At 61.7% G+C, this 26,042-nt stretch carries 24 protein-coding genes; 13 read left to right on the forward strand and 11 right to left on the reverse strand.

What is annotated here, in order from left to right:
* Positions 1-4 precede the first annotated feature (4 nt).
* The 5 genes from mnmC to PRZ03_RS19085 form a co-directional block, all read right to left on the reverse strand.
* Entirely contained in the window at positions 5-1,927 is a 1,923-nt protein-coding gene (mnmC, locus tag PRZ03_RS19065; RefSeq protein ID WP_273601841.1) for an FAD-dependent 5-carboxymethylaminomethyl-2-thiouridine(34) oxidoreductase MnmC, read from the reverse strand.
* A complete protein-coding gene (locus PRZ03_RS19070) occupies positions 1,924-3,177 on the reverse strand; it encodes an MgtC/SapB family protein (protein WP_273601842.1) in 1,254 nt (417 codons plus the stop codon). The genes mnmC and PRZ03_RS19070 overlap by 4 nt, the downstream gene beginning before the upstream one ends.
* A 41-nt stretch (positions 3,178-3,218) precedes the next feature.
* Positions 3,219-4,601, reverse strand: coding sequence for an MBL fold metallo-hydrolase RNA specificity domain-containing protein (locus PRZ03_RS19075; protein ID WP_273601843.1), 1,383 nt, complete (start codon positions 4,599-4,601; stop codon positions 3,219-3,221).
* Positions 4,598-5,284: an NAD(P)H-binding protein gene (locus tag PRZ03_RS19080; RefSeq protein WP_273601844.1), complete on the reverse strand. Its 687-nt coding sequence runs from the start codon at positions 5,282-5,284 to the stop codon at positions 4,598-4,600. The genes PRZ03_RS19075 and PRZ03_RS19080 overlap by 4 nt, the downstream gene beginning before the upstream one ends.
* A gap of 290 nt (positions 5,285-5,574) precedes the next feature.
* The gene (locus PRZ03_RS19085) at positions 5,575-7,047 is read right to left on the reverse strand and encodes a DEAD/DEAH box helicase (protein WP_273601845.1); all 1,473 of its coding nucleotides are present in this window, start codon (positions 7,045-7,047) and stop codon (positions 5,575-5,577) included.
* A 334-nt stretch (positions 7,048-7,381) separates the two neighbouring features.
* On the opposite strand from PRZ03_RS19085, the gene ettA reads away from it, so the two are divergent.
* The 4 genes from ettA to PRZ03_RS19105 all read left to right on the forward strand — a co-directional run bounded on the left by ettA (position 7,382) and on the right by PRZ03_RS19105 (position 12,000).
* Entirely contained in the window at positions 7,382-9,046 is a 1,665-nt protein-coding gene (ettA, locus tag PRZ03_RS19090) for an energy-dependent translational throttle protein EttA (protein ID WP_263532251.1), read from the forward strand.
* Positions 9,047-9,193: 147 nt separating this feature from the next.
* The gene (locus tag PRZ03_RS19095) at positions 9,194-9,757 is read left to right on the forward strand and encodes a Spy/CpxP family protein refolding chaperone (protein ID WP_273601846.1); all 564 of its coding nucleotides are present in this window, start codon (positions 9,194-9,196) and stop codon (positions 9,755-9,757) included.
* 104 nt (positions 9,758-9,861) lie between these two features.
* Complete coding sequence (locus tag PRZ03_RS19100; protein ID WP_263532253.1) at positions 9,862-10,572, forward strand: response regulator; 711 nt, start codon at positions 9,862-9,864, stop codon at positions 10,570-10,572.
* A gap of 24 nt (positions 10,573-10,596) precedes the next feature.
* The gene (locus PRZ03_RS19105) at positions 10,597-12,000 is read left to right on the forward strand and encodes a sensor histidine kinase (protein WP_273601847.1); all 1,404 of its coding nucleotides are present in this window, start codon (positions 10,597-10,599) and stop codon (positions 11,998-12,000) included.
* Here PRZ03_RS19105 and PRZ03_RS19110 read toward each other — a convergent pair.
* Both PRZ03_RS19110 and trpS read right to left on the reverse strand, forming a co-directional pair.
* Positions 11,974-12,447 (reverse strand): DUF3717 domain-containing protein, encoded by a 474-nt coding sequence (locus tag PRZ03_RS19110; protein ID WP_273601848.1) that lies wholly within the window; start codon positions 12,445-12,447, stop codon positions 11,974-11,976. The genes PRZ03_RS19105 and PRZ03_RS19110 overlap by 27 nt on opposite strands.
* 97 nt (positions 12,448-12,544) lie before the next feature.
* The gene (gene trpS / locus PRZ03_RS19115; RefSeq protein ID WP_273601849.1) at positions 12,545-13,588 is read right to left on the reverse strand and encodes a tryptophan--tRNA ligase; all 1,044 of its coding nucleotides are present in this window, start codon (positions 13,586-13,588) and stop codon (positions 12,545-12,547) included.
* A 50-nt stretch (positions 13,589-13,638) separates the two neighbouring features.
* Between trpS and purN the strand changes: the two genes are divergently transcribed.
* Positions 13,639-14,265, forward strand: a complete 627-nt coding sequence (gene purN / locus PRZ03_RS19120) for a phosphoribosylglycinamide formyltransferase (RefSeq protein WP_273601850.1) — start codon at positions 13,639-13,641, stop codon at positions 14,263-14,265.
* Here the strand turns inward: purN and PRZ03_RS19125 are convergent, their stop codons facing one another.
* Entirely contained in the window at positions 14,266-14,508 is a 243-nt protein-coding gene (locus PRZ03_RS19125; RefSeq protein ID WP_273601851.1) for a DUF1653 domain-containing protein, read from the reverse strand.
* Between the two features lie 59 nt (positions 14,509-14,567).
* Here PRZ03_RS19125 and PRZ03_RS19130 point away from each other — a divergent pair, with 59 nt between their 5' ends.
* Positions 14,568-15,827 (forward strand): RsmB/NOP family class I SAM-dependent RNA methyltransferase, encoded by a 1,260-nt coding sequence (locus tag PRZ03_RS19130; RefSeq protein WP_273601852.1) that lies wholly within the window; start codon positions 14,568-14,570, stop codon positions 15,825-15,827.
* Positions 15,828-15,963: 136 nt separating this feature from the next.
* The gene (locus PRZ03_RS19135) at positions 15,964-17,175 is read left to right on the forward strand and encodes a DesA family fatty acid desaturase (RefSeq protein ID WP_263558646.1); all 1,212 of its coding nucleotides are present in this window, start codon (positions 15,964-15,966) and stop codon (positions 17,173-17,175) included.
* Positions 17,176-17,432: 257 nt separating this feature from the next.
* On the opposite strand, the gene rpmG is transcribed toward PRZ03_RS19135, so the two are convergent.
* From rpmG to trxB, 3 genes are all read right to left on the reverse strand, one after another.
* Entirely contained in the window at positions 17,433-17,600 is a 168-nt protein-coding gene (rpmG, locus tag PRZ03_RS19140; RefSeq protein WP_263532261.1) for a 50S ribosomal protein L33, read from the reverse strand.
* A 29-nt stretch (positions 17,601-17,629) separates the two neighbouring features.
* On the reverse strand, positions 17,630-17,863 hold the full coding sequence (rpmB, locus tag PRZ03_RS19145) for a 50S ribosomal protein L28 (RefSeq protein ID WP_263532262.1): 234 nt from the start codon (positions 17,861-17,863) through the stop codon (positions 17,630-17,632).
* Positions 17,864-18,156: 293 nt separating this feature from the next.
* On the reverse strand, positions 18,157-19,116 hold the full coding sequence (gene trxB, locus PRZ03_RS19150; protein ID WP_273601853.1) for a thioredoxin-disulfide reductase: 960 nt from the start codon (positions 19,114-19,116) through the stop codon (positions 18,157-18,159).
* Positions 19,117-19,285: 169 nt separating this feature from the next.
* On the opposite strand from trxB, the gene PRZ03_RS19155 reads away from it, so the two are divergent.
* The 6 genes from PRZ03_RS19155 to PRZ03_RS19180 all read left to right on the forward strand — a co-directional run.
* Positions 19,286-19,951 (forward strand): Crp/Fnr family transcriptional regulator, encoded by a 666-nt coding sequence (locus PRZ03_RS19155; RefSeq protein ID WP_263532264.1) that lies wholly within the window; start codon positions 19,286-19,288, stop codon positions 19,949-19,951.
* A gap of 119 nt (positions 19,952-20,070) precedes the next feature.
* Positions 20,071-22,431, forward strand: a complete 2,361-nt coding sequence (locus PRZ03_RS19160) for a DNA translocase FtsK (RefSeq protein WP_273601854.1) — start codon at positions 20,071-20,073, stop codon at positions 22,429-22,431.
* Positions 22,431-23,042 (forward strand): outer membrane lipoprotein chaperone LolA, encoded by a 612-nt coding sequence (lolA, locus tag PRZ03_RS19165; protein ID WP_273601855.1) that lies wholly within the window; start codon positions 22,431-22,433, stop codon positions 23,040-23,042. Before PRZ03_RS19160 ends, lolA begins: the two co-directional genes overlap by 1 nt.
* Positions 23,043-23,053: 11 nt before the next feature.
* Entirely contained in the window at positions 23,054-24,385 is a 1,332-nt protein-coding gene (locus PRZ03_RS19170; RefSeq protein ID WP_273601856.1) for a replication-associated recombination protein A, read from the forward strand.
* Positions 24,386-24,589: 204 nt separating this feature from the next.
* Positions 24,590-25,513, forward strand: a complete 924-nt coding sequence (locus PRZ03_RS19175) for a branched-chain amino acid ABC transporter permease (RefSeq protein ID WP_263532268.1) — start codon at positions 24,590-24,592, stop codon at positions 25,511-25,513.
* Positions 25,514-25,532: 19 nt separating this feature from the next.
* A partial coding sequence (locus tag PRZ03_RS19180) for an ABC transporter permease subunit (protein ID WP_409993979.1) occupies positions 25,533-26,042 on the forward strand: 510 nt, incomplete at its 3' end.

Genomic DNA, 26,042 nt, shown 5'->3' on the forward strand with positions numbered 1-26,042 from the left:
GGTTTCAGCCTTGCTTACGCTGGGCCCTGACTGCGAAGCGGGCTGGGTCGATCGCATCCAGCAGGCTGGCTTCGAGCGGGCAGGGCTCACCGCTGATTTGGGCTGCCAGCACCTGCGCGCACAAGGCTGCCCAGCCAATGCCGCGTGAGCCAAGGCCGGTGCAAATACCCAGCCCGGCCTGACGGGGAATGAAACGCAGCTGCTCGGCCAGCATCGGCTGGCCCTGTGAGTCCAAGTGAGGCAGTCCGCCAACCAAGGGTAAGCGGTCCGGCGTGGCCAGGCGCCAGCCGACTCGCCCGCCACTGACTTGCAACTTCGCGGCCTCGGCCGCGTCCAGATTTGCTAGTCGCGCGAACTGGGCCTGATTGTGCGCATGGTCTTCGTCCAGCAGTTCGGCCCGCAGATCACCGTCTTGGTTGGTGGCGCCGCACCAGAGGCCGGCGCTTTGATCGGCGATCGCGTAGCCCAGGCCCGCCACTGGCAACAAGGGTCTTGTGGCCGAAGCCTCGATATGGCTGATCTGCCCTCGCTGCGCCATCAAGGGCAGGCCGGGGGCCAGGTCTTGCAGCAAGGCTTGACCCTGCTGGCCGCCGGCCAGCACCAAGAGCGGCGCTTCGCCCAGCAATTGGCCGTCACCCGACCATGCCTGCCAAATGCCGCCCTGACTCTTCACGCGCGCGACTTTGCAACCGAACTTTTGCTCCGCGCCGCTGGCCTGTAGCAGGGCAGCGACATAAGCGGCCGGTGGCAGGGCGCCGCCGCCCGGATAGAACCAGGCAGGCCCGCCCAGGCGCAAGCCGCTGCGGGCACTGGCCTCGTCCTGCGGCATTGCCTGCACATAGTCGGGCGGCAGGCCCAAGCGCTCAATCAAAGCTTGCATCTGCGCCAGGTCGCGCGAGGTTTCGACCCGCAGCAAGCCGCGCTGATGCCAAGGCAAGGCGGGCAGGCGCTGCAAGACCCGTTCGGTCTCCAATGCACAGGCGCGATTGAAGCGCGCATGCAGTCCGTCGTCCGGGTTCAAAGTGCCGTGGTAGAGGCCGCCCGGGTTGCCCGAGGCGAGCATGGCCGGCCCGGCCTGGGCGTCCAGCACGGTGCTGCGGATGCCGCGCTCAGCCAGTGCCCAGGCGCAAGCAGCGCCGCCCAGGCCGGCGCCAATGATCAGCGCTTGGCGGGCTTGTGGGGCGAGGGCCAGGCGCGCAGCGGGTTTTTGAATGGCATGCCTGGGTGTGAACCGGGCCACACACATGCCGCCCTTGTTGGCAAAGCCACGTTGGCGTTCGACGCTGAAGCCCGCCGTCGCGAGGCCTTCGCGCAGCTGCGGTGCCACACTCCAAGACGCTGCGCTGGCGCCGGGCGCGGCGAGCCGGGCCAGCCCCTTGAGCAAATGTCTGTCCCACATCTCGGGGTTCTGTTTGGGGTTGAAGCCGTCCAGGTAGAACGCATCCACCTCGGCCACCAATTCGCGCAGCCAGGCTTGCGCGTCGCCCAGGCAGAGCAGCAGTTGGACGCGACCAGCGGCGAACTCTAGTCTGTGCAAATTCGGCGTCAGCGCCGGCCAGGCCTGACACAGCTGCGCCGCCAACTCGGGCAAGGCGCTGTGCAGATGGGCTTGCTGCAGGTCAGCTAGGCGCAGTGGGTGTTTTTCGATGCTGATGAAGCTCAGCGTTTGGCAGCGTTCAGGATCTTGGGCCCAGGCATGCCAAGTGGCCAAAAAGTTGTTGCCCAGGCCGAAGCCGGTTTCCAGAATGACAAAGTTTTGGCGCCCCGCCCAACGCGCCGGCAAATCATTTGCACCCAGGAAAACATGCCGTGCCTGCTCTAGCGCGCCGGCGCGGCTGTGATAAACATCGCCGAAGGCCGGTGCAAAGGGCGCGGCCGGGTCGGTGAAGTCAATTCGGGCGGGAGAGAGGGCTGGCTGGGGCTTCATCTGAGGGTCGGCAGTATGACCCATAGCAAGACCGCAGCCAGTGCCAGTGATGTGGCCAGCCCCGCGCCAATGATGAGGGCAAAGCGGCGCCCGCCGGTCAGCCCCGCAGTGATGGTTCTTGTCACGCTATTGCTGGCGATGGCGATCAACACGCCCTGGCACATCAGGCTGGCGTCTATCTTGTCGGCATGCGCCAGGCCGGCCAGCGATGCGACCGGCGAATGCGCGTCGGCCAAGCCCGCCAGCGCAACGGCAGCCATCAGCCCCGCACTGCCGAACTGCTTTTCAGCCCAGCTGACCAAGACCGCCACGCCACTGAGCAGCAAGGCGATCAACGCGGCTTCCTTCAATCGCAGCGGTCCACCTGTCTGTGGGGCAGCGGGCCCGGCAGTAGCCGAGCTGCGACGCGCCTGCCTGGCCAAGAGCAGGCCCAGACCGCCCGACACCAGCATGCCAGCGGCGCCCAGCGGCAAAAAATGCAGCGCAGCCTGCGGCGCCATCGCCAGCAACATCAGCGAAGCCTGCAACCAGGTGGCGGCAGTGGACATCACCGCGCCCGAGGCACAGGCCAGTTGCAGCTGTGGCTGGCTCCTTGCACGCTGCCCCATGGTGGCGATGGTGGCCGTGCTGGAAACCAGGCCGGACAGCAGACCTGACAGCGCCAAGCCGGTCTGTGCGCCGAGCAAACGTAGCGCCACATAACCGACGGCCTGCAGACCCAAGAGCAGCAGCAAGAGGCCCATCAAAGAATGCGCCTTCATGCCGGCCAGCCAAGGCAGGGGCTCGGTCGGCATCAAGGGCAGCACCACTAGGCCGAGTGCGGCCAGCAGCAGGCCGTCGTGCAGTTCATCCTCGCGCAAAACCCGGGTGGCGAAGCGGTGCAAGCCGGTGCGCGCACTCAGCAAGGCGGTCAGGGCCACGGCGGCCGGCGCGCCCAGGAGGGGGGCGTGCACGCAAAGCACACCGATCAAATAAGTCGCCAACATGGCCATCTCGGTGGTCAAGCCCGGATCTTGTTCGCTGCTGCGAAAGTAGGCCATGGCGGCCAGCACCGTGACCGCCAGTGCACCTACAGCGACGAGACCAGGTACGGCTAAGCCATGGGCCAAAGCACCGGCCAGCGCGGCGATGGTGAAGGTGCGCAGCCCCGCCGGCTCAAGGCTGCGCCCGCCCTTATGACCGCGGCCCTTGTGGCGCTCACGCTCCAGCCCAATCAGCAGGCCGCTGCCCAGTGCGGCCAATAATCCCATCGCAAATGTGCCTTGATCGCCGAAGGCTTGCTCGATCGCATTCACAACTCGACGGTCTCTCCATGTTGCGGCACTCTCACTGGCCATGCCAATTCATCCTGGATGCGGCTGCGCAGCGCGTCGCTGGCGGCCGCCTCGCCGTGGACGACGAAGACTTGGGATGGGGGCTTTTTGAAGCCGCGCAGCCAAGCCATCAAGCCGTCCGCATCGGCGTGGCCCGAGAAGCCCTCCAGGTGGCTGACCTCGGCGTTGACGGCGATGTATTTGCCGTGCAACTTGATCTCGCGCGCTCCGTCCACCATCTTGGCGCCACGGGTGCCGCCCACCTGAAAGCCAGGGAATGCGATGTGGTGGCGGGCCTGTGGGGCCAGGGTTTCGATGTAGTTCAACACGCGCCCGCCGGTGGCCATGCCGCTGGCCGAGATGACGATAGACGGCTGCGCGCGGGGCGAGGCGAGCTGGCCTGCCAACTTCAAGGAATCGGCGCCCTTGGTGATGAGCTTGACCCCGTCGCACAGGCCTGCCGCGTCGGACGCGCCGATGCGCAGCAGCTTTTTGTGCTTGATCGTCAGCTCGGTGGCCTGCAGCGCCATGGGGCTGTCGAGATAGATCGGTATGTTTTGGTCCAACTCTCCTGTTTCGCGCAAGCGCTGCAAGACCAGCAGCAAGGCCTGCGCGCGACCCACGGCGAAGCTGGGCAGCAGCACCGTGCCGCCGCGTTTGAAGGTGTTGCGCAGAATCTGCGCCAAACGGGCCTGCACGTCCTCGGGCGGATGCGAGCGATTGCCATAGGTCGACTCGATCAAGAGATAGTCAGCCTCCTCGACTCGCTGGGGCCCGGGCATCAAAAGATCGTTGTTGCGGCCGACATCGCCTGAGTAGACCAAGGTCTTGCCTTGCGACCTAACGCTGATAGCGCAGGCACCCAAAAGGTGACCGACCGGTGTGAAGCGGACTTCAGCCTGGCTTTGCCCATGACCCAGCTTGATCCGGCCATCACGCGGCAGGCCGACAAAATGCGTCAAGGCCTTCTTGGTGTCGTTGACGGTGTAAAGCGGCAAAGCCTTGGCGTGTTTGCTGCTGCCCTGGCGGTTGGCTCGGCGGGCGTCTTCTTCTTGCAGATGGGCACTGTCCAGCAGCAAGACCTCGCAGAGATCACGGGTGGCTTGTGTTGAGAAGACCTGCCCCTTGAAACCTTGGCTGCGCAGCGCCGGGATATAGCCGCTGTGATCCAGATGGGCGTGTGAGAGCAGCACGGCGTCAATGCTGGCTGCCGCAGCGCCAAGCCCGGCCCAGTTGCGCTCGCGCAGTTGTTTGAAGCCCTGGAACAGGCCGCAATCCAGTAGCAAGCGTTGGCCGCCCAGATCAAGCAGATGGCGCGAGCCGGTCACACAATCGGCGGCGCCGAGGAAGCTGAGTTTCATTGCGCGCCCAAGGTTTGAAGTTGACCTGATTCAAGCAGTTGCAGCGCTGGGCCGTCTTGACCTAGGGCAAGGATCATCGCTCGGGCGAGCACCTCGGCCTGAATCGGCCGCCATTTGGCGGGAATCAGGGCAAGGAATGGCTTGCTCAGGCGCAAGGCCAAGGCCTCGGCGCTGCGCTTGGCTTGGCCCAGTCGCTCCCGCTCGCCGGCCAGCAGCGAGGGCCGGGCGATCACCAAGCGCTCGAACTTCAGCGCGATCAGGGCTTGCTCCATTTCGCCTTTGACGCGGTTGTAGAACACACGGGAAGCCGGGTCCGCACCGAGAGCTGATACCACCGCGCATCGCCTTGCCCCCGCCGCCCGCGCCGCACGGGCTACGTTGACGACCGCGTCAAAGTCGACCGCCCGGAAGGCGGCTTGCGAGCCGGCCACGGCCAGCGTGGTGCCCAAGCAGATGTAGACGGCGTCGGGCTCACCTAAGTTTGCCAAGCTTGCGGCTGCCAGATCGGGCTTGGTGAAATCAAGCAGGTGCTGGTGCAGTCTGGGGCTATGGGGTAAATCCTTGGCCGAGCGGCGCAACAAAGCGTGAATCTGATTGGCCTCAAGCAGCAGTTGCGCCAACAAGGCTCGGCCCACTAGGCCGGTAGCGCCGGCCAGCCATACTTGTTGTTTGATGTGACTCATGTGTAGCTTCGGCTCATTGATGCTTGAACTCTCCTGACAGCAGCTCAGAACCGGCTGGCGTACAAGACGCAGCGTTTGATTCCTCGCCGGAGTCGGTCAAGCTGGCATTGTGGGGTGTGAGTGACGCAACTGCCGCTGATTCGAAGTCTGTTTGGTCCTGAACGTCGCAATAACGCAAAGACTCAGGGTTATGCCGCTTGAAGGAGGCGCCGAGAAAGAAAAAAAAGCCCGGCTGTTTCCAGCTGGGCTTTTTGTACTGCTTGCTGCCGGCGCAGCAAAGGCGCTTCTATTTAGCGCTTGGGCTGAGTCGAGCGGCCACTGAAGTTGCCGCCGCGGCCGCCGCCTCCACCACCAGCAGGTCGGCCACCGCCACCCGTAGCATTTGGACGTCCGCCGCCTGCGCCACCGCCAGCCGCACGCTGGCCCTGTGGTGCGGCTTGACGCGGCGCACCGCCGTCACGCGAACCATGCGGCGCATGCCCGCCCGCACCACGCGGTGCCGATGGACGACCGCCGCCACCGCCACCTGGGCGGCCGCCACGGCCACCACCACCGGAGCGGCTACCGTTGTTGTTCAGAATCATCCGGCCCAGCACGATGGGCTCGGGCTTCTCGCTCGGGTCTGGCGCAAAACCGGGCACGATTTCCTTCGGGATCTCGCGCTTGATCAGCTTCTCGATCTCGCGCAGGAAGCCGTTTTCGTCCACGCAAACCAGCGAGACCGCTTCGCCCAGAGCGCCGGCGCGGCCGGTGCGGCCGATGCGGTGCACATAGTCTTCCGACACATTGGGCAACTCGAAGTTGACCACGTGGGGCAACTGATCAATATCGATACCGCGCGCGGCGATGTCGGTCGCCACCAGCACTTGCAGGTCACCGGTCTTGAACTCGGCCAGCGCCTTGGTGCGCGCACCCTGGCTCTTGTTGCCGTGAATGGCCATGGCGCTGATGCCTTGGTCATTCAGATAGTCGGTCAGGCGGTTGGCGCCATGCTTCATGCGGGTGAAGACCAGCACTTGGTGCCAATTGCCGGTCTTGATCAGGTGCGCCAGCAATTCTTTCTTGCGCTCGCGGCCAACCGGGTGAACCTTTTGCGCAATCGACTCATTGGTCTGGTTGCGGCGCGCGACTTCGATCAGCGCGGGGGCATTCAGCAAGCGGTCGGCCAGGTTCTTGATGTCATCGCTGAAGGTCGCGGAGAACAGCAAGCTTTGCTTCTTGGCCGGCAGCAAGGCCAGCACCTTCTTGATGTCGTGCACAAAGCCCATGTCCAACATGCGGTCGGCTTCGTCCAGAACCAGGATTTGCACCTGGCTCAGGTCCAAGGTGCCTTGCTGCGCGTGGTCGAGCAGGCGGCCGGGCGTGGCGACCAGGATGTCAACGCCGTCACGCAGACGGTTAATCTGCGGTTGCATGCCGACACCGCCGAACATCACCATGCTCTTCAGGGGCAGGTATTTGCCGTAAGTCTTGACGCTTTCCTCGACCTGGGCCGCGAGTTCGCGGGTAGGGGTCAAAACGAGCGCGCGAATGGCCGGCTTGCCGCGCTTGTTGGTGACGGGCTCGCCGGTGCTCAAACGGTGCAGCAAGGGCAAGGTGAAGCCGGCGGTTTTGCCGGTGCCGGTCTGGGCGCCTGCGAGCAAGTCGCCGCCCTGCATGACGGCCGGAATGGCCTGGGCTTGGATGGGAGTAGGGGTGGTATAGCCGGCGTCGGCGATGGCCTTCAGCAAAGGCAGGGCAAGGCCCAGAGATTCAAAGCTCATTGATTTTTTGGTGAGCGCGCATCAAAGGTTGCTGGGCCGCGCTGCAGGGTATGCAACGCCAGTCTTCGAGCCTGCGATAGGAGGCGCACAAGATGACAAAAAAAGAAAACGCCGCGGAAGACTGGTAGCCGCGGCGTTGGGCTGCAGTATAGCTGGCCCTCAGGGAAACCCCGTATCAAAGCGGCTTTTGCTGTCGCAGTGTGTGAACTTGTGACGCTCGCTCTGAAGGCCGTGGACGCGAAGCTGCGACAATCGAGTGCTTCGCGTGCGCCAAAAGCTTTTCGGCGCGCCGCACGAGCAATTCAACAAAACTCCAGGACAGGAACTCCCCGCTATGGCGCAATACGTCTTTTCCATGAACCGCGTCAACAAGACGGTTCCCCCAAAACGCCACATCCTCAAGGACATCTCGCTCTCATTCTTCCCTGGCGCCAAGATCGGCGTGCTGGGTGTGAACGGCTCGGGCAAGTCGACCATCCTGAAGATCATGGCCGGGGTGGATAAAGAGTACGAAGGCGAAGCGATTGCGATGCCCGGCATCAAGATCGGCTATCTGGAGCAGGAGCCGCGCCTGAACGAAACGCAGACCGTGCGTGAAGCGGTCGAAGAGGGCATCGGCGGCGTTCTGGCCGCCAAGAAGCGCCTCGACGAGGTCTATGCGGCCTATGCGGACGAAGACGCCGACTTTGACGCGCTGGCCGCCGAGCAGGGCGAGTTGGAGTCCATCATCGCAGCGGCAGGCTCGGAAAATACCGATCTACAGCTGGAGTTGGCCGCCGACGCGCTGAATCTGCCGCCTTGGGATGCCCAGATCGGCGTGCTGTCCGGTGGCGAGAAGCGCCGCGTCGCTTTGTGCCGCTTGCTGCTGAGCAAGCCCGACATGCTCTTGCTCGACGAGCCGACCAACCACTTGGATGCCGAATCGGTCGAGTGGCTGGAGCAGTTCCTGCAGCGCTTCCCCGGCACCGTGGTCGCGATTACCCACGATCGCTACTTCCTGGACAACGCGGCCGAGTGGATCTTGGAGCTGGACCGTGGCCACGGCATTCCTTGGAAGGGCAACTACTCCGACTGGCTGGACCAGAAGGAAAAGCGTCTGGAAGGCGAGCAGAAGTCCGAAGACGCCCGCATGAAGGCGATGAAGGAAGAGCTGAAATGGGTGCGCTCCAACGCCAAGGGCCGTCAGGCCAAGAGCAAGGCGCGTCTGGCTCGCTTCGAGGAATTGAGTGACGTCGAGTACCAACAGCGCAATGTGACGAACGAGATCTTTATCCCGGTGGCCGAGCGCCTGGGTAATGAAGTGATCGAGTTCGAGAACGTGAGCAAGAGCTTCGGCGACCGCGTCTTGATCGACAACCTGAGTTTCAAGGTGCCGGCCGGCGCGATTGTCGGCATCATCGGCCCGAACGGTGCCGGTAAATCGACGCTGTTCCGTATGTTGCAAGGCACCGAGACGCCGGACAGCGGCACGGTCAAGATCGGCAAGACCGCCAAGATGGCCTTTGTCGACCAGAGCCGCCAAAGCCTGGACGCCGACAAGACCGTCTGGCAAGACGTCTCGGGCGGCCTGGATAACATCACGGTCGGCAAGTTCGTGATGCCTAGCCGCGCCTATTTGGGTCGCTTCAACTTCAAGGGCAATGACCAGCAAAAGCTGGTCGGCAGCCTGTCCGGTGGTGAGCGTGGCCGCTTGCATTTGGCCAAGACGCTGGCACAGGGCGGCAACGTCTTGATGCTTGACGAACCGTCGAACGACTTGGACGTCGAAACCCTGCGTGCGCTGGAAGAAGCGCTGCTGGAGTTTGCCGGTAGCGCGATGGTGATCTCGCATGATCGCTGGTTCCTGGACCGCATCTGTACTCACATCCTGGCCTGCGAAGGCAACTCGCAGTGGTTCTTCTTCGACGGCAACTTCCACGAATACGAAGCCGACAAGAAGAAGCGTCTGGGCGAAGAGGGCGCACGGCCCAAGCGCATGCGTTTCAAGCCGATCAAGTAATCAGCTGGCGCGCCAGTCGAGTATCCAGAAGGGGCCATTGGCCCCTTTTTTTATGCGCTTCACAGATCTTTACCGCCTAGGCATGGATCGCTTACGTCGCTGACAGATGATCACTTCATCGCTTCTCAACCCCTCGGGAGTATTGAAATGAACCTCAGCAACACCAGCAAATTGATCCGCACCGGCAAGACCTTGATGCTCGCATCGGTTTTGGTTTTGAGCAGCCTTGGCTCCATGAATGCGCAGGCTATGGGGCTTATGGGTGGCATGGGTGGCATGGGTGGCATGGGCGGCGGCCGCCCTGGCATGGGCGGGCCAGGCGCAGGCGACATGATGTCGGGTGCCCATATTGAGCACATGCTCGATATGGTGGACGCGAGCGACGCTCAGCGCGCTCAGATCAAGCAAATCATGGACTCAGCCAAGCAAGACATCAAATCCCAACACAGCGGCGGGCGCAGCCTGCATGAACAAGGTTTGGCGCTGTTCAGCGCGCCAAACATCGACGCGGCCGCCATCGAGTCCTTGCGTGTGCAGATGTCGGCCCAGCATGAACTGGTCAGCAAGCGCATGAGCCAGGCGATGGTGGACGTGGCCCGGGTGCTGACGCCCGAGCAGCGCGCCAAGCTGGCTGAGCGCATGAAGAAGATGCATGCCAGGATGCAAGCGGCTCGTGGCGAGCATCAACATGCTGCTGGCAAAGGCAACTGAGCGCTTTGATCGGGACCATGTCGCATATGCTTAGCGTCTCCCATAGACCAGAAGGCCAAAGCCTGTTTGCTCGCAAACTGAGCCAAGGCCCTCTGCACAGACTCATGACGCACAGAATTTTGGTGATTGATGACGATGCCCGCTTGACCGGCATGTTGAGTGACTACCTTGGCGCTGCCGGTTTCGAGGTGCAGGTGGCCGGCTCACTGAGTGCCGGGCGGGAAGCCCTGGCTGGCGCGCCGTTTGACCTCGCCGTGCTGGATCTGATGCTGCCCGATGGTGATGGGCTGGACTTTTGCCGTGAACTGCGCGCCGACCCTCACACGCGCCGCTTGCCGGTGCTGATGTTGTCCGCACGCGGCGAGTCCATGGACCGCATCCTGGGTCTGGAGCTTGGCGCCGATGACTATTTGGCCAAGCCTTTCGAGCCGCGCGAGCTACAGGCGCGCATCAAGGCCTTGCTGCGTCGCTTGGAGCCTGAGGCGGGCGAGGCCGATGTCTTGCGCTTTGGTCGGCTGGAGATTGATCTGGCGTCCCGCATGGCGCGCCTGGACGGACAGCCCTTGGACTTCACCGGTCACCAGTTCGACTTGTTGGTCGTGCTGGCGCAAAGCCCCGGGCGGGTGCTGTCGCGCGACCTGATCATGGACTCCTTGAAGGGCCATCCGCTGGATGCCTTCGATCGCTCGATCGATGTGCATATTTCGCGCATCCGCGCCTTGATTGAAGATGACCCGAAAGCGCCCAGGCGTGTGCTGACCGTGCGAGGGGCAGGTTATGTGTTTGCTCGCAAACAAGACGCTGACCCAAACTGAGCACAGCCTGAGTTCAAGCGTCGGATGAAATCACTCTATCTCCGTATCTACCTGACCTTGGTGGTCTTGCTGCTGGCGTTTGCCTTTGGCTCGACATGGCTGTTTCAGCAGCATCTGGACAAGGAGCGCGGCAGTTTTGAGTCGGTCGCCAATGAGCGGATGACGGCGATGGCGGAGTTGCTGTCGCTGGCCCTGCCCAGTGCCGATGCGCCGACCGAGCAGCAGGCCGAGGTTTTGGAAGACTGGGGGCAGCGCCTGCGTATGCCGGTGGCACTCAATGACGCGCAAGGTCGGCGCATCGCAAGCTCCGAGCTCTTTCTTCGGCGTTTGGACGAGGACAGTGCGACGCCTTCCATCCGGCTGCCGCTCAAAGATGGGCGCAGTCTTGAGTTGATGCGCATGCTGCGCATGCCGCCGGGTTTGCTGCGTATGCAGGGCCCCGGCCGGAATTTTGGGGCCGGACCAGGCATGGGGTCTGGCATGGGGCCAGGGGGCAGGCCCGAGCCGCCCTCGGGTCTTTTACCGCTGCTCGGCCCGCGGCCCGAGCTCAGAGTCTTGTTGGCCTTGCTGCTGCTTTTGTTCCTGGGCGTGGCGATTGGTGCCTACCCGGTCATTCGCCGTTTGACGCGTCGGCTGGAGGCTCTGCGAGCCGGAGTTGAACAGTTTGGCGCGGGGAATCTGACTCACCGCGTCGATGCCGAGGGCAGCGATGAAGTGGCAGTCTTGGCGGCGAGCTTCAACCGTACGGCGGGCCAGATCGAGACCTTGCTGCGCTCGCAGAAGTCCTTGCTCGCCAATGCCAGCCATGAGTTGCGTTCACCCTTGGCGCGCTTGAAGATGGCGTTTTCCATGCTGAGCGAGCCGGATATTGCGCCGGCGCAGCGCGAGCGCCTGAGTCAAGAGATTCACACCAATATCGCTGAGCTGGACTCCTTGGTGGAGGAGGTTTTGTTGGCGAGCCGTCTGGAGGCTGCTAACGCGGTGATGGAGCGCGAACGGGTCGACCTCTTGGGACTGGCGGCTGAGGAGTCGGCCCGTATAGGCGCCGAGTTTGAGCCCGCCGAAGGGCTGGGCAATTTGATGGTGCGGGGCGAAGAACGGTTGCTGCGCCGCGCGCTGCGCAATTTGCTGGAAAACGCTCGCCGTTATGGCGGCACGCAAGTCTTGCTGCAGCTCGGCCGAGGCGCCGCAGGCGCGGCCGAGTTGCGGGTCTGCGACCGGGGGCCGGGCGTGCCTGAGGCCATGCGGGAGCGGATTTTTGAGGCCTTTTTCCGACTGCCCGGGCACGCGGAACAAGCCGGCGGGGTAGGTCTGGGCCTTAATTTGGTCAAGCAGATTGCGCAGGCCCATGGCGGCCATGTGCGCTGTGAGCCGCGTCAGGGCGGCGGCAGCTGCTTTGTGCTAACTTTCCCGCCCGACGGTCAATGATTTGTCAGTCAGCTGACCTTGCTGCGGATGATCTTGGCCCTTGAATTCGTGCGCTCGCTCGGCGTAGCGGTTGAAGCGCCAGGCGGTGCCCTCGGTCGATATGCGCCGCCAGGTGACGCGCTTCTCGGTCGGCGTCATTGACGGCCAATGCTGCACCTCGTCGAAGGTGCGGCCGCAGCCCTTGCACAGCGCGTCGCCTTGGCTGGTGGAGCAGATGGCTATGCAGGGCGCGTCGGGTGTGCTTTCGTACCAAGTAAGCCAAGCGGCTTTTGCTTCGGCCGGCATGCCCAATTCGGCGCATTCGGTCTCGCGGTAATAGACCAGCAGGCCATAGACCTCGGCCAAGGCGCGCACCTCGGCGCAGGCGTTCAGCCCATCCGGTGAGGGCGCACGCTCGCGCCACCAATTGATGGCCGCTTCGATGTCGGTGATGTGGATGCCGGCCAAGATGTCTAGCCCTCGGACGGTGGGTAAGCCGCCCGGTCCCCCAAGGGGGTTGCGGCCCGGCGCTCGGCCCGCCGACGCTGAAGGACAGCGGTAATCATCAGTAGCTCAGTCCGATGGCGGAGCGCACTTCGCGCAAGGTCTTGCGCGCCACCGCGCGCGCACGTTCGGTGCCGACCTCCACAATCCATTGCACCTGCTTGGGGTTGGACAAGTACTCATTGGCGCGCTCGCGCCAGGGCGCTTGCTCTTTTTGAATCGCTTCGATCAAGGGCTGCTTGCAGTCCAGACAGCCGATGCCGGCAGAGCGGCAGCCTTGGTCTGCCCAAGTCAGCACTTCCGCGCTTGAATAGAGCTGGTGAAGGGGCCAGACCGGGCAGCGCTTCGGGTCACCCGCATCGGCACGGCGCACGCGCTGCGGGTCGGTCGGCATGGTGCGGATTTTTTCTTCCACCACTTCCGGTGCATCCCGCATGGCAATGGCATTGCCTGAGCTCTTGCTCATTTTTTGGCCGTCGAGGCCGGTCAGTCGGGCGGTGTCGGTGAGCAGCTCCAAAGGCTCGGGCAAGATCGCTCGGTCGGGGCTGTAAATGCGGTTGAAGCGGCGCGCGACCTCGCGCGTCACTTCCACATGGGCGGTCTGGTCCTCGCCCACGGGAACGAAGGCGGCCTTATAAATCAAGATGTCGGCGGCCTGCAGCAGCGGGTAGCCCAAAAAGCCATAGGTGGCGAGCTCGCGGTTCTTCTCGACTTGATCCTTGTAGCTGGGAATGCGTTCCAGCCAGCTCGACGGTGTGCTCATCGCCAGCAGCGTGAACAGCTCCGCATGCTCGGGCATGCGGCTTTGGATGAACAGCGTGGCTTGCTCGGGGTCGATGCCGGCCGCCAACCAGTCGACCACCATGTCGTAGACATTGCGCTCGATAGACTCTCGGTCCTGGTAATGCGTGGTCAACGCATGCCAATCGGCTACGAAGAAAAAGCAGTCGTAACTGGCCTGCAGCCGCACCCAGTTCTTCAATGCGCCATGGTAATGACCGAGATGCAGGGCGCCGGTCGGGCGCATGCCGGACAGCACCCGCTGGCGCGTGAGGGCTTCTTGGGGTTTGTCTTGGGGCTGAACTTGGGTGCTGGCGGGGCTCATGGCATGGCTCTTCGGGTGGAGCGGCATTGTAGGCAGCTAGACTATTGCCCATGAAAAGCATTGTGATTTTGATCTCAGGGCGCGGCTCCAATATGGAGGCGATCGTGCGTGCCTGTACAACGGAGGCTTGGCCCGCGCGCATTGCCGCCGTCATCAGCAACCGCCCCGGTGCGGCCGGCTTGGACTTTGCCGCGCAACACGGCATTGCGACAGCGGTGGTCGATCACAAGGGTTTTTCCAGCCGCGAGGCCTTTGACGCCGAGTTGCAGCGGGTGATCGACGGCTTTAGCCCGGATTTGCTGGTGCTGGCCGGTTTTATGCGCATCCTGACGCCGGCCTTCACCGCGCATTACGCCCAGCGTATGTTGAATATCCATCCGTCTTTGCTACCTGCCTTTACGGGCCTGCACACGCATGCCAGAGCGCTGGAGATGGGCTGCAAGTTCGTGGGTGCGACGGTGCATTTCGTTACCGCCGAGCTCGATCACGGCGCCATCGTCGCGCAGGCGGTTGTGCCGGTGATCGCAGGCGACGACGAAGCTAGCTTGTCGGCACGGGTGCTCAAGCTGGAGCACCGCATGTATCCGCAAGCGGTGCGCTGGTTTGTCGCAGGCAAACTGGCCGTGAGTGACGGTGTGGTGCGTCACATCGACGGCGAGGCGCAAGCTTTCAGCTGATCAGGCCTTGCTTGAAAGGGCCGTGAAGCGCTGCACCATTTGACCGTCGATCAGCAGCGTGCCGAAGAACATCTCGTGGGGCCGGACCCAAAGCCCCGTGGCGTTGTAGAGCGGGCGGTAGACCACCAAGGGCTCCAATGTTTCACTGTGGCGCGCCGCGCCTATCACCTCGTAGTGACCACCTTTGTAGTGGCGGTAGTGACCGAGCGGTGTGTCGGGTAGGGGAGTGAGGTCGGATGTCATCTTGAGCTAGTTTGTGACGCTTTTAGGAAGCTGCGCTTACGGTGCGGGATAATCTGCAGATGCATCCTAATGCCCTCATCGATATGAGCTGCGAGCTTTTGCGCGCCGTGCTCCAACTGGATACCCCCGCTGATAGCGTTGTGTCCGCCTTTTTTCGTAAACACAAAGGCCTTGGCCAGCGTGAACGCCACGCCTTGGCAGAGACCGCTTACACGGTTTTGCGGCAACGCCCTTTGCTTCAGCATTTGGCACAGTCTGGCAGCGGCCCGACCGAGCGCCGGCTGACGCTGCTGGCTTGGCAGGGCAATGCGGCCTTTTTGCGCGGCGGTTTGAATCAAACCGAACTGCAATGGCTGGAGCAGGTCCAGGCCTTGGATAAGTCCAGCCTGGCTCCCAAGCTGCGCCATAACTTGCCGGAATGGCTGGCCCAGCCGCTCATGGAGCGCCTCGGCGAGGAGCAGTTTTGGCAGTTGGCCGCCAGCATGAATGAGCAGGCTCCGCTGGATTTACGCGTCAACAGCTTGAAAGCCAAGCGCGAGGAAGCGCAGGCTGTGTTGGCCGCCGCTGGCATAGAGGCCACGCCGACGCCGTTTTCACCGCTTGGCCTGCGCATTCATGGCAAACCGGCACTCAGCAAACTCGAGCTGTTCAACAGCGGTGGGATTGAAGTGCAGGACGAAGGCAGCCAATTGTTGGCTTTGCTGCTTGACGCCAAGCGCGGCGAGATGGTGGTTGACTTTTGTGCGGGGGCCGGCGGCAAGACCTTGGCGCTAGGCGCGGCCATGCGCAACACCGGCCGGCTTTATGCTTTTGACACCTCGGGCCATAGGCTTGCCGCCATGAAGCCCCGCTTGGCTCGCAGCGGCTTGTCCAATGTTTACCCGGCGCAAATTGCGCACGAGCGCGAAGACCGCATCAAGCGTCTCGCCGGCAAGATCGACCGCGTCTTGGTTGATGCGCCTTGCTCTGGACTGGGTACCTTGCGTCGCAACCCGGACTTGAAATGGCGTCAATCTTTGTTTGCGATCAAGGAGCTGCAAGCAAAGCAAACCGCCATTTTGGCCGGAGCCGCGCGTTTGCTGAAGCCCGGTGGCCGTTTGGTCTATGCCACTTGCAGCTTGTTGAATGATGAGAACGAAGTGATCGCCGAGGCCTTCAGCGCGGCGAACCCGCAGTTCAAGCCCTTGCCGGCCAATGAAGCCCTGGAGCGCGCTCATGTCGAGCATGCAGATCGTCTGGTCGAGAATGGATATTTGCGACTTTGGCCCCACCTACATCAGACGGATGGCTTCTTTGCAGCTGTTTGGGAGCGCCAGTAGGCTCCAAGTGGCTTGATAGCTTGGCTTGGCCGGACTTAATGCCGCCGAAAATTAGAGTCGCTCGCCTACAATTGGCAAACGTACGTCCATTTTGCTGCTCTCCTAGGGGCAGGGTTAGGAACTAATGAACTTCTTGATGACGATCCATGATGCCTTGGTGCAGTGGTTGGCCAACGGCTTGTTAGACGCATCTGCATGGCAGATCGTTGCTTATACATTGGTGATCACGCACTTTACGATTTTGGGTGTGACGATCTTTTTGCACCGTGCGCAGGCGCACCGGGCTCTGGATCTGGGGCCAATTCCTTCGCATTTCTTCCGGCTTTGCCTGTGGTTGACCACCGGCATGGTGACCAAGGAATTTGTCGCCGTGCACCGCAAGCACCATGCCAAATGCGAGACCGAAGAAGACCCGCACAGCCCGCAGACACGCGGGCTCAAAGCCTTGTTGCTGACCGGCGTCGAGCTTTACCGTGCCGAGGCGAAGAACCCCGAGACGATTGCGAAATACGGGACCGGCACGCCCAATGACTGGATCGAGCGCAATCTGTACACGCGCTTCAGCTGGCAGGGTGTGGGTTTGATGTTGATCATCAACCTGGCCCTGTTCGGCGCGATTGGCGCCACGGTCTGGGCGATTCAGATGGTGTGGATTCCCGTTTGGGCCACCGGCGTGATCAATGGTTTGGGCCACTGGTGGGGTTACCGCAATTTCGAGGCACCCGATGCGTCGACCAATGTTTCGCCTTGGGGCATTTTGATTGGCGGCGAAGAGCTGCATAACAATCACCACACTTATCCGACATCGGCCAAGTTTTCTGTCAAGAAATATGAGTTTGATATCGGCTGGGGCTATATCCGCGCGTTCGAGATGTTGGGTTGGGCCAAGGTTCGCAAGACCGCGCCCAAGCTGCGCCTGGGTGAAATCAAGCCGGCCGACAAAGACACGCTGGAAGCCGTTATCGCTAATCGCTATGAAGTGATGGCCAGTTACGGCCGCGGCTTGAAGGCGGCTTGCGCGGCCGAATTGGCCAAGATGAAGGCCCAAGGCCAGGAGCGCAGTGCGCAGTGGGCGCAGTTCCAGTCGGCTAGCCGCTGGTTGCATCGTGACGAGGCGCGTATCCCCGTTTCCATGTTGGAGCAGATCGCCAGCCTGCGCGCAGCGAGCCCTTCGCTCGACAAACTGGTCACGATGCGCGAAGAGTTGCGTCAACTCTGGACCCGGACCAATGTGTCGGCTGAGCAACTGGTCAGTGATTTGCAGGCCTGGTGCCGTCGCGCCGAAGAGAGCGGCATTGCCGAGCTGCGTAACTTCTCGATGAGCCTGCGTACGGCGCGCGCGCAGTAGTTAGCCGCGCTCCACATGGGCGCCTGTGACTAGGCAGCCTTGGATGTGAAAGAGACGCCCAGGTGGCGTCTCTTTTTTTGTCTGAGTGATCCTGGGATCGGTGCAGATTGCACCGGCGACTGCAGTGACTTTGGATCTGTACATAGCTCAATCATCTGGGTTATTCCGAATCAATGTTGGCCAGTTGGAGCGTAAAAAAACCCCGGCAGCTTGAGCTGGCGGGGTTTTCTGTGTCTGACTGTGAGGTCAGGGCTGACTTATCTCAGCTTGGTTTCTTTGTACAGAACATGCTTACGAGCCTTCGGGTCGAATTTCATGAATTCGAGCTTACCGGTCGTAGTCTTCTTGTTCTTGTCAGTCGTGTAGAAGTGACCCGTACCTGCGGTCGACTCCAGCTTGATTTTTTCGCGTGCGCCTTTGGCCATGATTGTGCTCCTTGATACTCAGTGCTAGATCAGAGCTCGCCTTTGGCGCGCAGATCGGCGACGACTTGGTCGATACCGACCTTGTCGATCAAACGCAAAGCAGCATTGCTGATGCGCAGACGAATCCAACGGTTCTCTGTTTCCAGGAAGAAGCGGCGGTACTGCAGATTCGGCAAGAACCGACGTTTGGTTTTATTGTTGGCATGGGAAACATTGTTCCCAACCATGGGCTTCTTGCCCGTGACTTGACAGACGCGTGCCATGACGCTTCTCCGGTTTGAGTTGTTGACCGGCCAATCCCGCTCAAATACTTGCTATGCAAGTGCAAGGGGTGGCCTCATAACCGCTTTATGCTTTGCTAAACCCGAAGTCTTGGTTTCAAGCTGTTTTGCTAACTTGAAAAAGGCTTCGAGCGCGGTCTATCCAGCAAGCAAGCCTAAGAGTATAGCAGAAAACGGCCTTGCCGGCCCAGTTCTGGATGGCGAAGTCGCGAGCGGCCTAGCGCATGGCCCCATTGGCCCATGCGCTAGGCCTGCAGCGCCTTTTGCCTTTTCGTTCAGCTTTGCTCTTGTTCCAAGAAGCGTTGTGCATCCAGGGCGGCCATGCAGCCGGTGCCGGCGCTGGTGATCGCTTGACGATAGATGTGATCCTGTACGTCACCAGCCGCAAACACGCCGGGCACACTGGTCATGGTCGCGAAACCGTTGGAGCCGCTGCGGGTCAGGATGTAGCCATCCTTCATTTCCAGCTGATTCTTGAAGATGTCGGTGTTCGGCGAGTGACCAATGGCAATGAAGCAGCCGTGCAGGGTCAGGTCTTGCGTGCTGCCGTCCTTGGTGCTCTTGATGCGCACGCCAGTCACGCCGCTTTGCTCCCCCAACACTTCGTCCAGGGTGTTCCACAGATGAAGCACCACATTGCCGCTGGCTGCCTTGGCCATCAGCTTGTCGACCAGGATGGGCTCTGCCTTGAACTTGTCGCGGCGGTGGATGACATGCACCTTGGCGGCAATGTTTGACAGATACAGCGCCTCTTCAACGGCGGTATTGCCGCCGCCCACTACGCAAACTTCTTGGCCACGATAGAAAAAACCATCACAAGTGGCGCAGCCGCTGACGCCTCGGCCCATAAAAGCCTCCTCGGAGGGCAGGCCCAGATATTTGGCCGAAGCGCCGGTGGCGATGATCAAGGCGTCGCAGCTATAGCTATTGCTGTCGCCCTTGAGCTTGAAGGGACGCTGCGACAAATCAACCTCATTGATATGGTCGAACACCATTTGCGTCTCAAAGCGTTCGGCGTGCTTTTGAAAGCGCTCCATCAATTCGGGACCTTGTACGCCCAGCACATCGGCCGGCCAGTTGTCGACCTCAGTGGTCGTCATCAACTGGCCGCCTTGCGCCATGCCGGTCAGCAGCGTGGGCTTCAAATTGGCGCGCGCCGCATAAATGGCAGCGGTGTAGCCGGCCGGGCCTGAGCCCAAAATCAGCAGCGAATGGTGTTGGGTAGCTTGGTTCATGACAGTTATATGAGGTTGCGGGCCGTGCAGACAAGAAGACTAGGCGGTTTTATCCGGCTTTGACCTGATTTGAATGCTTGCGCGAATGTGCACAATTTGCGCATTCTAGGCATGGCCACGCAATCGAGAGGGTCAGCCGGTTTCAATCCTTAGTCAATGGAGGCTGTTTATGGCGATGCTGTCAAATCTGGACCTGATCCGCAGGGTGCCCTTGTTCTCGCTGCTCACCACCGATCAGGCGCAGTCCATCGCGGACAGTGTTGTCAAACGGCGTTTCAAGCGCGGCGAGTTGATCGTCGAGCAAAACACCAAGTCCAATGCCCTGTTCATCTTGCTGAACGGGCGGGCCCGGGTGCTGACCGCCGATACACGAGGCCGAGAGGTGATTCTGGCTGTGTTGCAGCCGGGTCACTATGTCGGCGAGATGAGTCTGATCGACCATGAGCCCCATTCGGCTACCGTGCGCGCCGAGGTGCAAACGGATATGTTGGTGCTGGGGCGCAATGAGTTTGCACGCTGCTTGCCCGATAGCAGCAGTCTGTCCTATGCCATTCTGCGCGGCTTGGTGGCGCGTCTGCGCAATGCCGATCGCCAGATTGAATCGCTGGCCCTGCTGGACGTTTACGGTCGCGTAGCGCGAACCTTGCTAGATATGTCCGAGGAAGAGAAGGGCCTGAAGATCATCCGCGGCAAGGTCTCGCGTCAGGATATGGCCAAGGTTGTCGGTGCCTCGCGGGAGATGGTCAGCCGCGTGATGAAGGATCTGGAAGAGCGCGGCGTGATCGAAACGCTTGAAAACGGCTCGGTAGTGATCAAGCAGCGCTTTCCCGACTGATGCCGCATCAACCGGCGCAGGCCTTGTGCGCAGCGTCGGAGGCTCAAGTTGAAATGCTGGCTTGAGGTTTAGTGAAACTCATGCCCAGGAGCGCTGAGCGCTTAGGTCACAATGGCGGCATGAGTTTTCCCCTGGGTTCCCTGCTGCGCGGCGATGAGGCCGGCGCCAGCGATAAAGTCTATAAGCGCCAAGGCAAAAAGGCGGCTCTTGCCGTGCCGGTGAAGCAAAACACCTTGCGCACGCCGGTGTGGCTCTTGCTCGGCGGCTTGTTGTGGTGTTTGGTGGTGATGGCTTTGCTGTCCTACGACCGCCATGATGCTGCTTTTTCCATCTCAGGCAGCCGCGAGTTGTACGCCAACCGTTTTGGTGCTCTGGGTGCCTGGATTGCCGACCTGCTGCTTTTCAGCTTCGGATTCTCGGCTTGGTGGCTGCTGCTCGTGGGCTTGCGCGCTTGGCTGAGCAGCTTGGCTGGGCTGCTGCGAGCCGAGGCTGAGCCGGCGCCGCAAACAAACTCCTCTACCGGACTGGTGCTTCTTGGCGTCGTGCTGCTGATGTGCGCCAGTTGTTCCCTGGAGTGGACGCGCTTGTATCTGTGGGAGTCCCGGCTGCCCGGTCATGCCGGTGGGGTGTTGGGTTTCGCGCTCGGGCCGTGGAGCATGCGTGCCCTGGGTTTTGCGGGTTCGGGGCTGCTGAGCATCGCCTTGCTCTTGATAGGATCTGGCCTGGCCTTGAATTTCTCTTGGTTGCGCTTGGCCGAACAAGCCGGTCGTCGCCTGGACGACTGGCGTGAACGCTATTTGCAACGGCGTGAGCAAGCCGAGGATCAGCGCTTCGGCGAGCAAGCAGTGCAAGAGCGAGAGCAGGACTTGGTGGTCGAGGTGGAGCGCCAAGTGGTCGCCGAGCATGTGCCCATCGTGATCGAGGCGCCTGTGTTCGAGGTGCCCAAGTCCACGCGTGTGGCCAAGGAGCGCCAGTCGGCGCTGTTTGTCGACGCCAGCGACACCAAGCTGCCGCAGGTTGATTTGTTGGACGCAGCAACGGTGCGGGTGGAGTCGGTGACGCCGGAGTCGCTGGAGATGACCTCGCGCATGATCGAGAAGAAGCTGCGCGACTTTGGGGTCGAGGTGCGCGTCGTCGCCGCCTCGCCGGGGCCGGTGATCACCCGCTATGAGATCGAGCCGGCCACCGGCGTCAAGGGCTCTCAGATCGTGGGCTTGGCCAAGGACTTGTCGCGCAGCCTGAGCCTGGTTTCGATCCGAGTTGTTGAGGTGATTCCGGGCAAAAACTATATGGCCTTGGAGTTGCCCAATGCGCGCCGTCAGACCATACGCCTGTCCGAAATTTTGGGCTCGCAGGTCTATGCTGACGCGCCGTCTCAGCTGACCATGGGCCTAGGTAAAGACATCGTCGGCCTGCCGGTAGTGGCTGACTTGGCCAAGATGCCGCACTGTCTGGTGGCTGGCACGACCGGCTCGGGCAAGTCGGTCGGCATCAACGCGATGATTTTGTCTCTGCTCTACAAGGCCGAGGCGCGCGATGTGCGCTTGATTCTGATCGACCCCAAGATGCTGGAGATGAGTGTCTACGAAGGCATTCCGCATTTGCTCGCACCCGTCGTGACGGACATGAAGCAGGCTTCCAATGCGCTCAACTGGTGTGTTGGCGAGATGGAGCGCCGCTACAAGCTGATGAGCAAGATGGGTGTGCGCAATCTGGCCGGCTACAACAAGAAAATCGACGAAGCCCAGGAGCGCGGCGAAAGCATAGGCAACCCCTTCAGCCTGACGCCGGAGGAGCCCGAACCCTTGGAGCGGCTGCCTTTCATCGTGGTGGTGATCGACGAGTTGGCCGACCTGATGATGGTGGTCGGCAAGAAGATTGAAGAGCTGATTGCCCGCTTAGCGCAAAAGGCACGCGCCGCTGGCATCCACTTGATCCTGGCCACGCAGCGCCCCAGCGTTGATGTCATCACCGGTTTGATCAAGGCGAATATTCCGACCCGCTTGTCCTTCCAGGTCAGTTCCAAGATCGACAGCCGCACCATTCTTGACCAAATGGGCGCCGAGGCGCTGTTGGGCATGGGTGACATGCTTTATATGCCTTCGGGCACAGGTCTGCCGATCCGCGTGCACGGCGCTTTTGTCAGCGATGACGAGGTGCACCGGGTGGTTGAGTATCTGAAGTCTAAGGGCGAGCCCAATTACATCGAGGGCATTCTCGAGGGCGGCGTGCTCGAAGGCGAGGGCGGTGAGAGCGGTGTGCCCGGTGCCGGCGAGGGTGAATCCGATGCGATGTATGACCAGGCAGTGGCCATCGTCTTGCAGCATCGGCGCGCTTCGATTTCGTTGGTGCAGCGCCATCTGCGCATTGGCTACAACCGGGCGGCTCGCTTGTTGGAGCAGATGGAGAAGTCAGGCCTGGTGTCCAGCATGGGCAGCAACGGCAACCGTGATTTGCTTTTGCCCAAACGAGAAGAATGATGCAATTAAACAGATGGTTGGTGGTGCTGCTGCTGAGCTTGAGCACTCAGGCGCGGGCCGATGCGGTGAATGCCTTGAAAGATTTTGTGCGCGAGGTCAAGAGCGGCCGGGCGCAATTCAGCCAAATCGTCACCTCGCCCGACGGCGGGCGCACCAAGACCACCAGCGGCAGCTTCGAGTTCCAGCGCCCCAACCAGTTTCGCTTTGCTTACCTGCCGCCGTCCGAGCAGTTGATCATTGCCGACGGTAAAAAGGTCTGGATGTATGACCCGGGCCTCAAACAGGCCAGCTCTCACCCGATGTCGCAGGCCTTGGGGGCAACGCCTGCGGCTCTGCTTGCCGGCGGCAATCTGGAACGCGACTTCACGCTCAAGGCGCTGCCTTCCAAGGCCGGGCTCGATTGGGTGCAAGCGATGCCTAAGCAGGCCGACAGCGGCTTCCAGTCGCTCAAGGTCGGCTTCAAGGGCCGCGAGTTGGCCGCCTTGGAGATCGTCGACGGTTTTGGCCAAAGTTCGCGCCTGGATTTCACGGCCTTGGCCTTGAACCCGGTTCTGGCAGTCGATAGATTTCGCTTCACGCTGCCGGCCGGCGCTGATTTGCTGGAGCAGTAAAAGGCCTGGCCATGACTGAATCCCTGTTCGCCGATTCGCCCGGTGCGAGCCCAACAGCGCATCTGAACCAGCCCTTGGCCGAGCGCTTGCGGCCTGGCCATCTGGATGAGGTCATCGGCCAGCGTCAACTGCTCGGCCCGGGCATGCCGCTGCGCGTCGCCTTCGAGTCGGGGCGCCTGCACTCGATGATTTTGTGGGGCCCGCCCGGCGTCGGCAAAACTACTTTGGCGCGCCTGATGACGCAGGCCTTTGATGCACAGTTCATCACCATCTCGGCCGTGCTCGGCGGTGTCAAGGAGATCCGCGAGGCGGTGGATCGGGCGCAAGCGGTGGCCGCGCAGGGACGACGCACCGTTGTTTTTGTTGACGAGGTTCACCGCTTCAACAAGTCGCAGCAAGACGCCTTTTTGCCGCATGTTGAGTCGGGCCTGTTTACCTTCATTGGTGCCACCACCGAGAACCCGTCCTTTGAGGTTAACTCGGCGCTTCTGTCGCGCGCCAGCGTCCATGTGCTGAAGTCCTTGGATGAGGCTGAGTTGTTGGCCTTGGTCGAGCGCGCAGTGCAGGTGCTGGCCAGCCCGCCTTTCACCCCAGCCGCCGCCAAGCGTCTGGCCGCCTATGCGGACGGCGATGCCCGGCGCCTGCTGAATGCGGTCGACGCGGCGGCGGCCTTGGCGCCTCCAGCTGCGACCGCGATTGACGAGGCCATGCTGGAGCGTGCCCTAGGTGAGCAGTTGCGCCGTTATGACAAGGGCGGGGAGCAGTTCTATGACGTGATTTCCGCCCTGCACAAGTCGGTGCGCGGCTCTGACCCCGATGCCGCGCTGTATTGGTTCGCCCGCATGCTGGACGGGGGCGTAGACGTGCGATATATCGCGCGGCGTCTGATCCGCATGGCCAGCGAGGACATAGGCCTGGCCGATCCGCGCGCGCTGCGCATCTGCCTTGACGCGGCCGAAACCTATGAGCGCCTGGGCTCGCCCGAGGGCGAGTTGACACTGGCGCAAGCGGTGGTGTTTTTGGCGGTTGCGCCGAAATCGAACGCGGTCTACAGCGCCTACAAGGCGGTGCGAGCCTTGATCAAAACGGACGGTAGCCGAGCCGTGCCGCTGCATCTACGCAACGCTCCAACCCGTTTGATGACCGACCTGGGGTACGGGCGTGACTATCGCTACGCACATGACGAGCCGGGAGGCTTTGCTGCAGGGGTCAGGTATATGCCTGAAGGTCTTGAGGAGCAGCGCTTTTACGAGCCCGTCGGGCGTGGCTTGGAGTTGCGTATTGGTGAGCGCTTGACCGAGTTGCGCCGCCTCAATGCAGCCCACCAGTCCTCCCAGGAATAAGCACGATTTTGCTCGTTAGCGATACGGGTAAACACCCGCGATTCTTGAGCCTTACGCACTCCTACAATCCCGCTCAGCCTGCAGGAATTGATGGCCGATCAAGGCCCGCCGACTTTGCGGCGGGCTTTTTTATTTGCTTGTCTTTCAGCCCAATGAATTAGGCGTTCGGCATACCTTTGTCGGCGCGCGAAACCGGAGACGTCTATGGAAACTTTTTTCCAGCAAATCATCAATGGCTTGGTTCTCGGCAGCATGTATGCCTTGGTGGCGCTGGGCTACACCATGGTGTACGGCATCATCAACCTAATCAATTTCGCCCACGGCGAGATTTTGATGGTTGGTGCGCTGGTCAGCTGGACCGTGGTCAGTGCTTTGGCCGATTCGGGCATGCCGGGCTGGTCCATGATGCTGATCGGCTTGGCCTGCGCCGTCGTCGTCTGCACCACGCTGAACTTCCTGGTCGAGAAGATTGCGTACCGGCCGTTGCGCAATGCGCCGCGCCTGGCACCCTTGATCACCGCGATGGGCATGTCGCTGCTCTTGCAAACGCTGGCGATGATTATCTGGAAGCCGAACCCAAAGCCGTTCCCGCTGCTCTTGCCGACCACGCCGATCGACCTCGGAGGCCCGGTCATCACGGTCACGCAATGCGTGATCCTGGGCAGCACGGTGATGATCCTCGCCACCTTGATGTGGCTGGTCAATCACACCAAGCTGGGCCGCGCTATGCGGGCTACCGCCGAGAATCCACGGGTTGCGGGCCTGATGGGCGTCAAGCCTGACTTCATCATCTCCACCACGTTCGTGATCGGTGCGGCCCTGGCCGCCGTGGCCGGCCTGATGTGGGCCGCTAACTACGGCACTGTGCAGCACACGATGGGCTTTATGCCGGGGCTCAAGGCGTTCACGGCGGCGGTCTTGGGCGGCATCGGCAATCTGGCCGGTGCGATGGTGGGCGGTATCTTGCTGGGGCTGATCGAAGCGATCGGCGCGGGCTATCTGGGTGACCTGACCGGCGGCGTGCTAGGCAGCCATTACGCCGACATCTTCGCCTTCGTGGCGCTGATCCTGGTGCTGACTCTGCGGCCTTCGGGCTTGCTGGGTGAGCGTGTGGCGGACCGTGCCTGATCCGGCTGAGGAGAATTTCATGCAATCAAAACAAAGCAATAAAGTCTTCGTCTTCCTGCTGGCGGCCGTAGGCCTCTTGGTGGTGCCCTTGTTCGCGCAGCAGTTCGGCAATGGCCCGGTGCGCATCATCGATCTGGCCTTGCTCTATGTGCTCTTGGCGCTTGGGCTCAACATCGTGGTCGGCTACGCGGGTCTGCTGGATCTGGGTTATGTGGCCTTCTATGCAGTGGGCTCCTACATGTTCGCGTTGCTGGCCAGCCCGCATCTGAGCGAGAACTTCGAGTCCTTCCGCGCCGCCTTCCCCGACGGCTTGCACTCGCCCTTGTGGCTGATCATCCCGCTGGGGGCTGGCCTGGCGGGCCTCTTCGGCATCTTGCTGGGTGCGCCAACGCTTAAACTGCGCGGCGACTATCTGGCCATCGTGACCTTGGGCTTTGGTGAAATCATCCGGGTCTTCTTGAACAACCTCGAGCACCCCGTCAACATCACCAATGGCCCACGCGGCATCGGGCAGATCGACTCGATCCAC

The sequence above is a fragment of the Roseateles albus genome (assembly GCF_028595345.1).
Classification (GTDB): domain Bacteria; phylum Pseudomonadota; class Gammaproteobacteria; order Burkholderiales; family Burkholderiaceae_C; genus Paucibacter_A; species Paucibacter_A albus.

Bases quoted from the DNA above. Each gene is read 5' to 3' on its own strand.
- mnmC (WP_273601841.1), bottom strand. From the start codon at position 1,927: ATGAAGCCCCAGCCAGCCCTCTCTCCCGCCCGAATTGACTTCACCGAC.
- PRZ03_RS19070 (WP_273601842.1), bottom strand. From the start codon at position 3,177: ATGGGATTATTGGCCGCACTGGGCAGCGGCCTGCTGATTGGGCTGGAG.
- PRZ03_RS19075 (WP_273601843.1), bottom strand. From the start codon at position 4,601: ATGAAACTCAGCTTCCTCGGCGCCGCCGATTGTGTGACCGGCTCGCGC.
- PRZ03_RS19080 (WP_273601844.1), bottom strand. From the start codon at position 5,284: ATGAGTCACATCAAACAACAAGTATGGCTGGCCGGCGCTACCGGCCTA.
- PRZ03_RS19085 (WP_273601845.1), bottom strand. From the start codon at position 7,047: ATGAGCTTTGAATCTCTGGGCCTTGCCCTGCCTTTGCTGAAGGCCATC.
- ettA (WP_263532251.1), top strand. From the start codon at position 7,382: ATGGCGCAATACGTCTTTTCCATGAACCGCGTCAACAAGACGGTTCCC.
- PRZ03_RS19095 (WP_273601846.1), top strand. From the start codon at position 9,194: ATGAACCTCAGCAACACCAGCAAATTGATCCGCACCGGCAAGACCTTG.
- PRZ03_RS19100 (WP_263532253.1), top strand. From the start codon at position 9,862: ATGACGCACAGAATTTTGGTGATTGATGACGATGCCCGCTTGACCGGC.
- PRZ03_RS19105 (WP_273601847.1), top strand. From the start codon at position 10,597: ATGAAATCACTCTATCTCCGTATCTACCTGACCTTGGTGGTCTTGCTG.
- trpS (WP_273601849.1), bottom strand. From the start codon at position 13,588: ATGAGCCCCGCCAGCACCCAAGTTCAGCCCCAAGACAAACCCCAAGAA.
- purN (WP_273601850.1), top strand. From the start codon at position 13,639: ATGAAAAGCATTGTGATTTTGATCTCAGGGCGCGGCTCCAATATGGAG.
- PRZ03_RS19125 (WP_273601851.1), bottom strand. From the start codon at position 14,508: ATGACATCCGACCTCACTCCCCTACCCGACACACCGCTCGGTCACTAC.
- PRZ03_RS19130 (WP_273601852.1), top strand. From the start codon at position 14,568: ATGCATCCTAATGCCCTCATCGATATGAGCTGCGAGCTTTTGCGCGCC.
- PRZ03_RS19135 (WP_263558646.1), top strand. From the start codon at position 15,964: ATGACGATCCATGATGCCTTGGTGCAGTGGTTGGCCAACGGCTTGTTA.
- rpmG (WP_263532261.1), bottom strand. From the start codon at position 17,600: ATGGCCAAAGGCGCACGCGAAAAAATCAAGCTGGAGTCGACCGCAGGT.
- rpmB (WP_263532262.1), bottom strand. From the start codon at position 17,863: ATGGCACGCGTCTGTCAAGTCACGGGCAAGAAGCCCATGGTTGGGAAC.
- trxB (WP_273601853.1), bottom strand. From the start codon at position 19,116: ATGAACCAAGCTACCCAACACCATTCGCTGCTGATTTTGGGCTCAGGC.
- PRZ03_RS19155 (WP_263532264.1), top strand. From the start codon at position 19,286: ATGGCGATGCTGTCAAATCTGGACCTGATCCGCAGGGTGCCCTTGTTC.
- PRZ03_RS19160 (WP_273601854.1), top strand. From the start codon at position 20,071: ATGAGTTTTCCCCTGGGTTCCCTGCTGCGCGGCGATGAGGCCGGCGCC.
- lolA (WP_273601855.1), top strand. From the start codon at position 22,431: ATGCAATTAAACAGATGGTTGGTGGTGCTGCTGCTGAGCTTGAGCACT.
- PRZ03_RS19170 (WP_273601856.1), top strand. From the start codon at position 23,054: ATGACTGAATCCCTGTTCGCCGATTCGCCCGGTGCGAGCCCAACAGCG.
- PRZ03_RS19175 (WP_263532268.1), top strand. From the start codon at position 24,590: ATGGAAACTTTTTTCCAGCAAATCATCAATGGCTTGGTTCTCGGCAGC.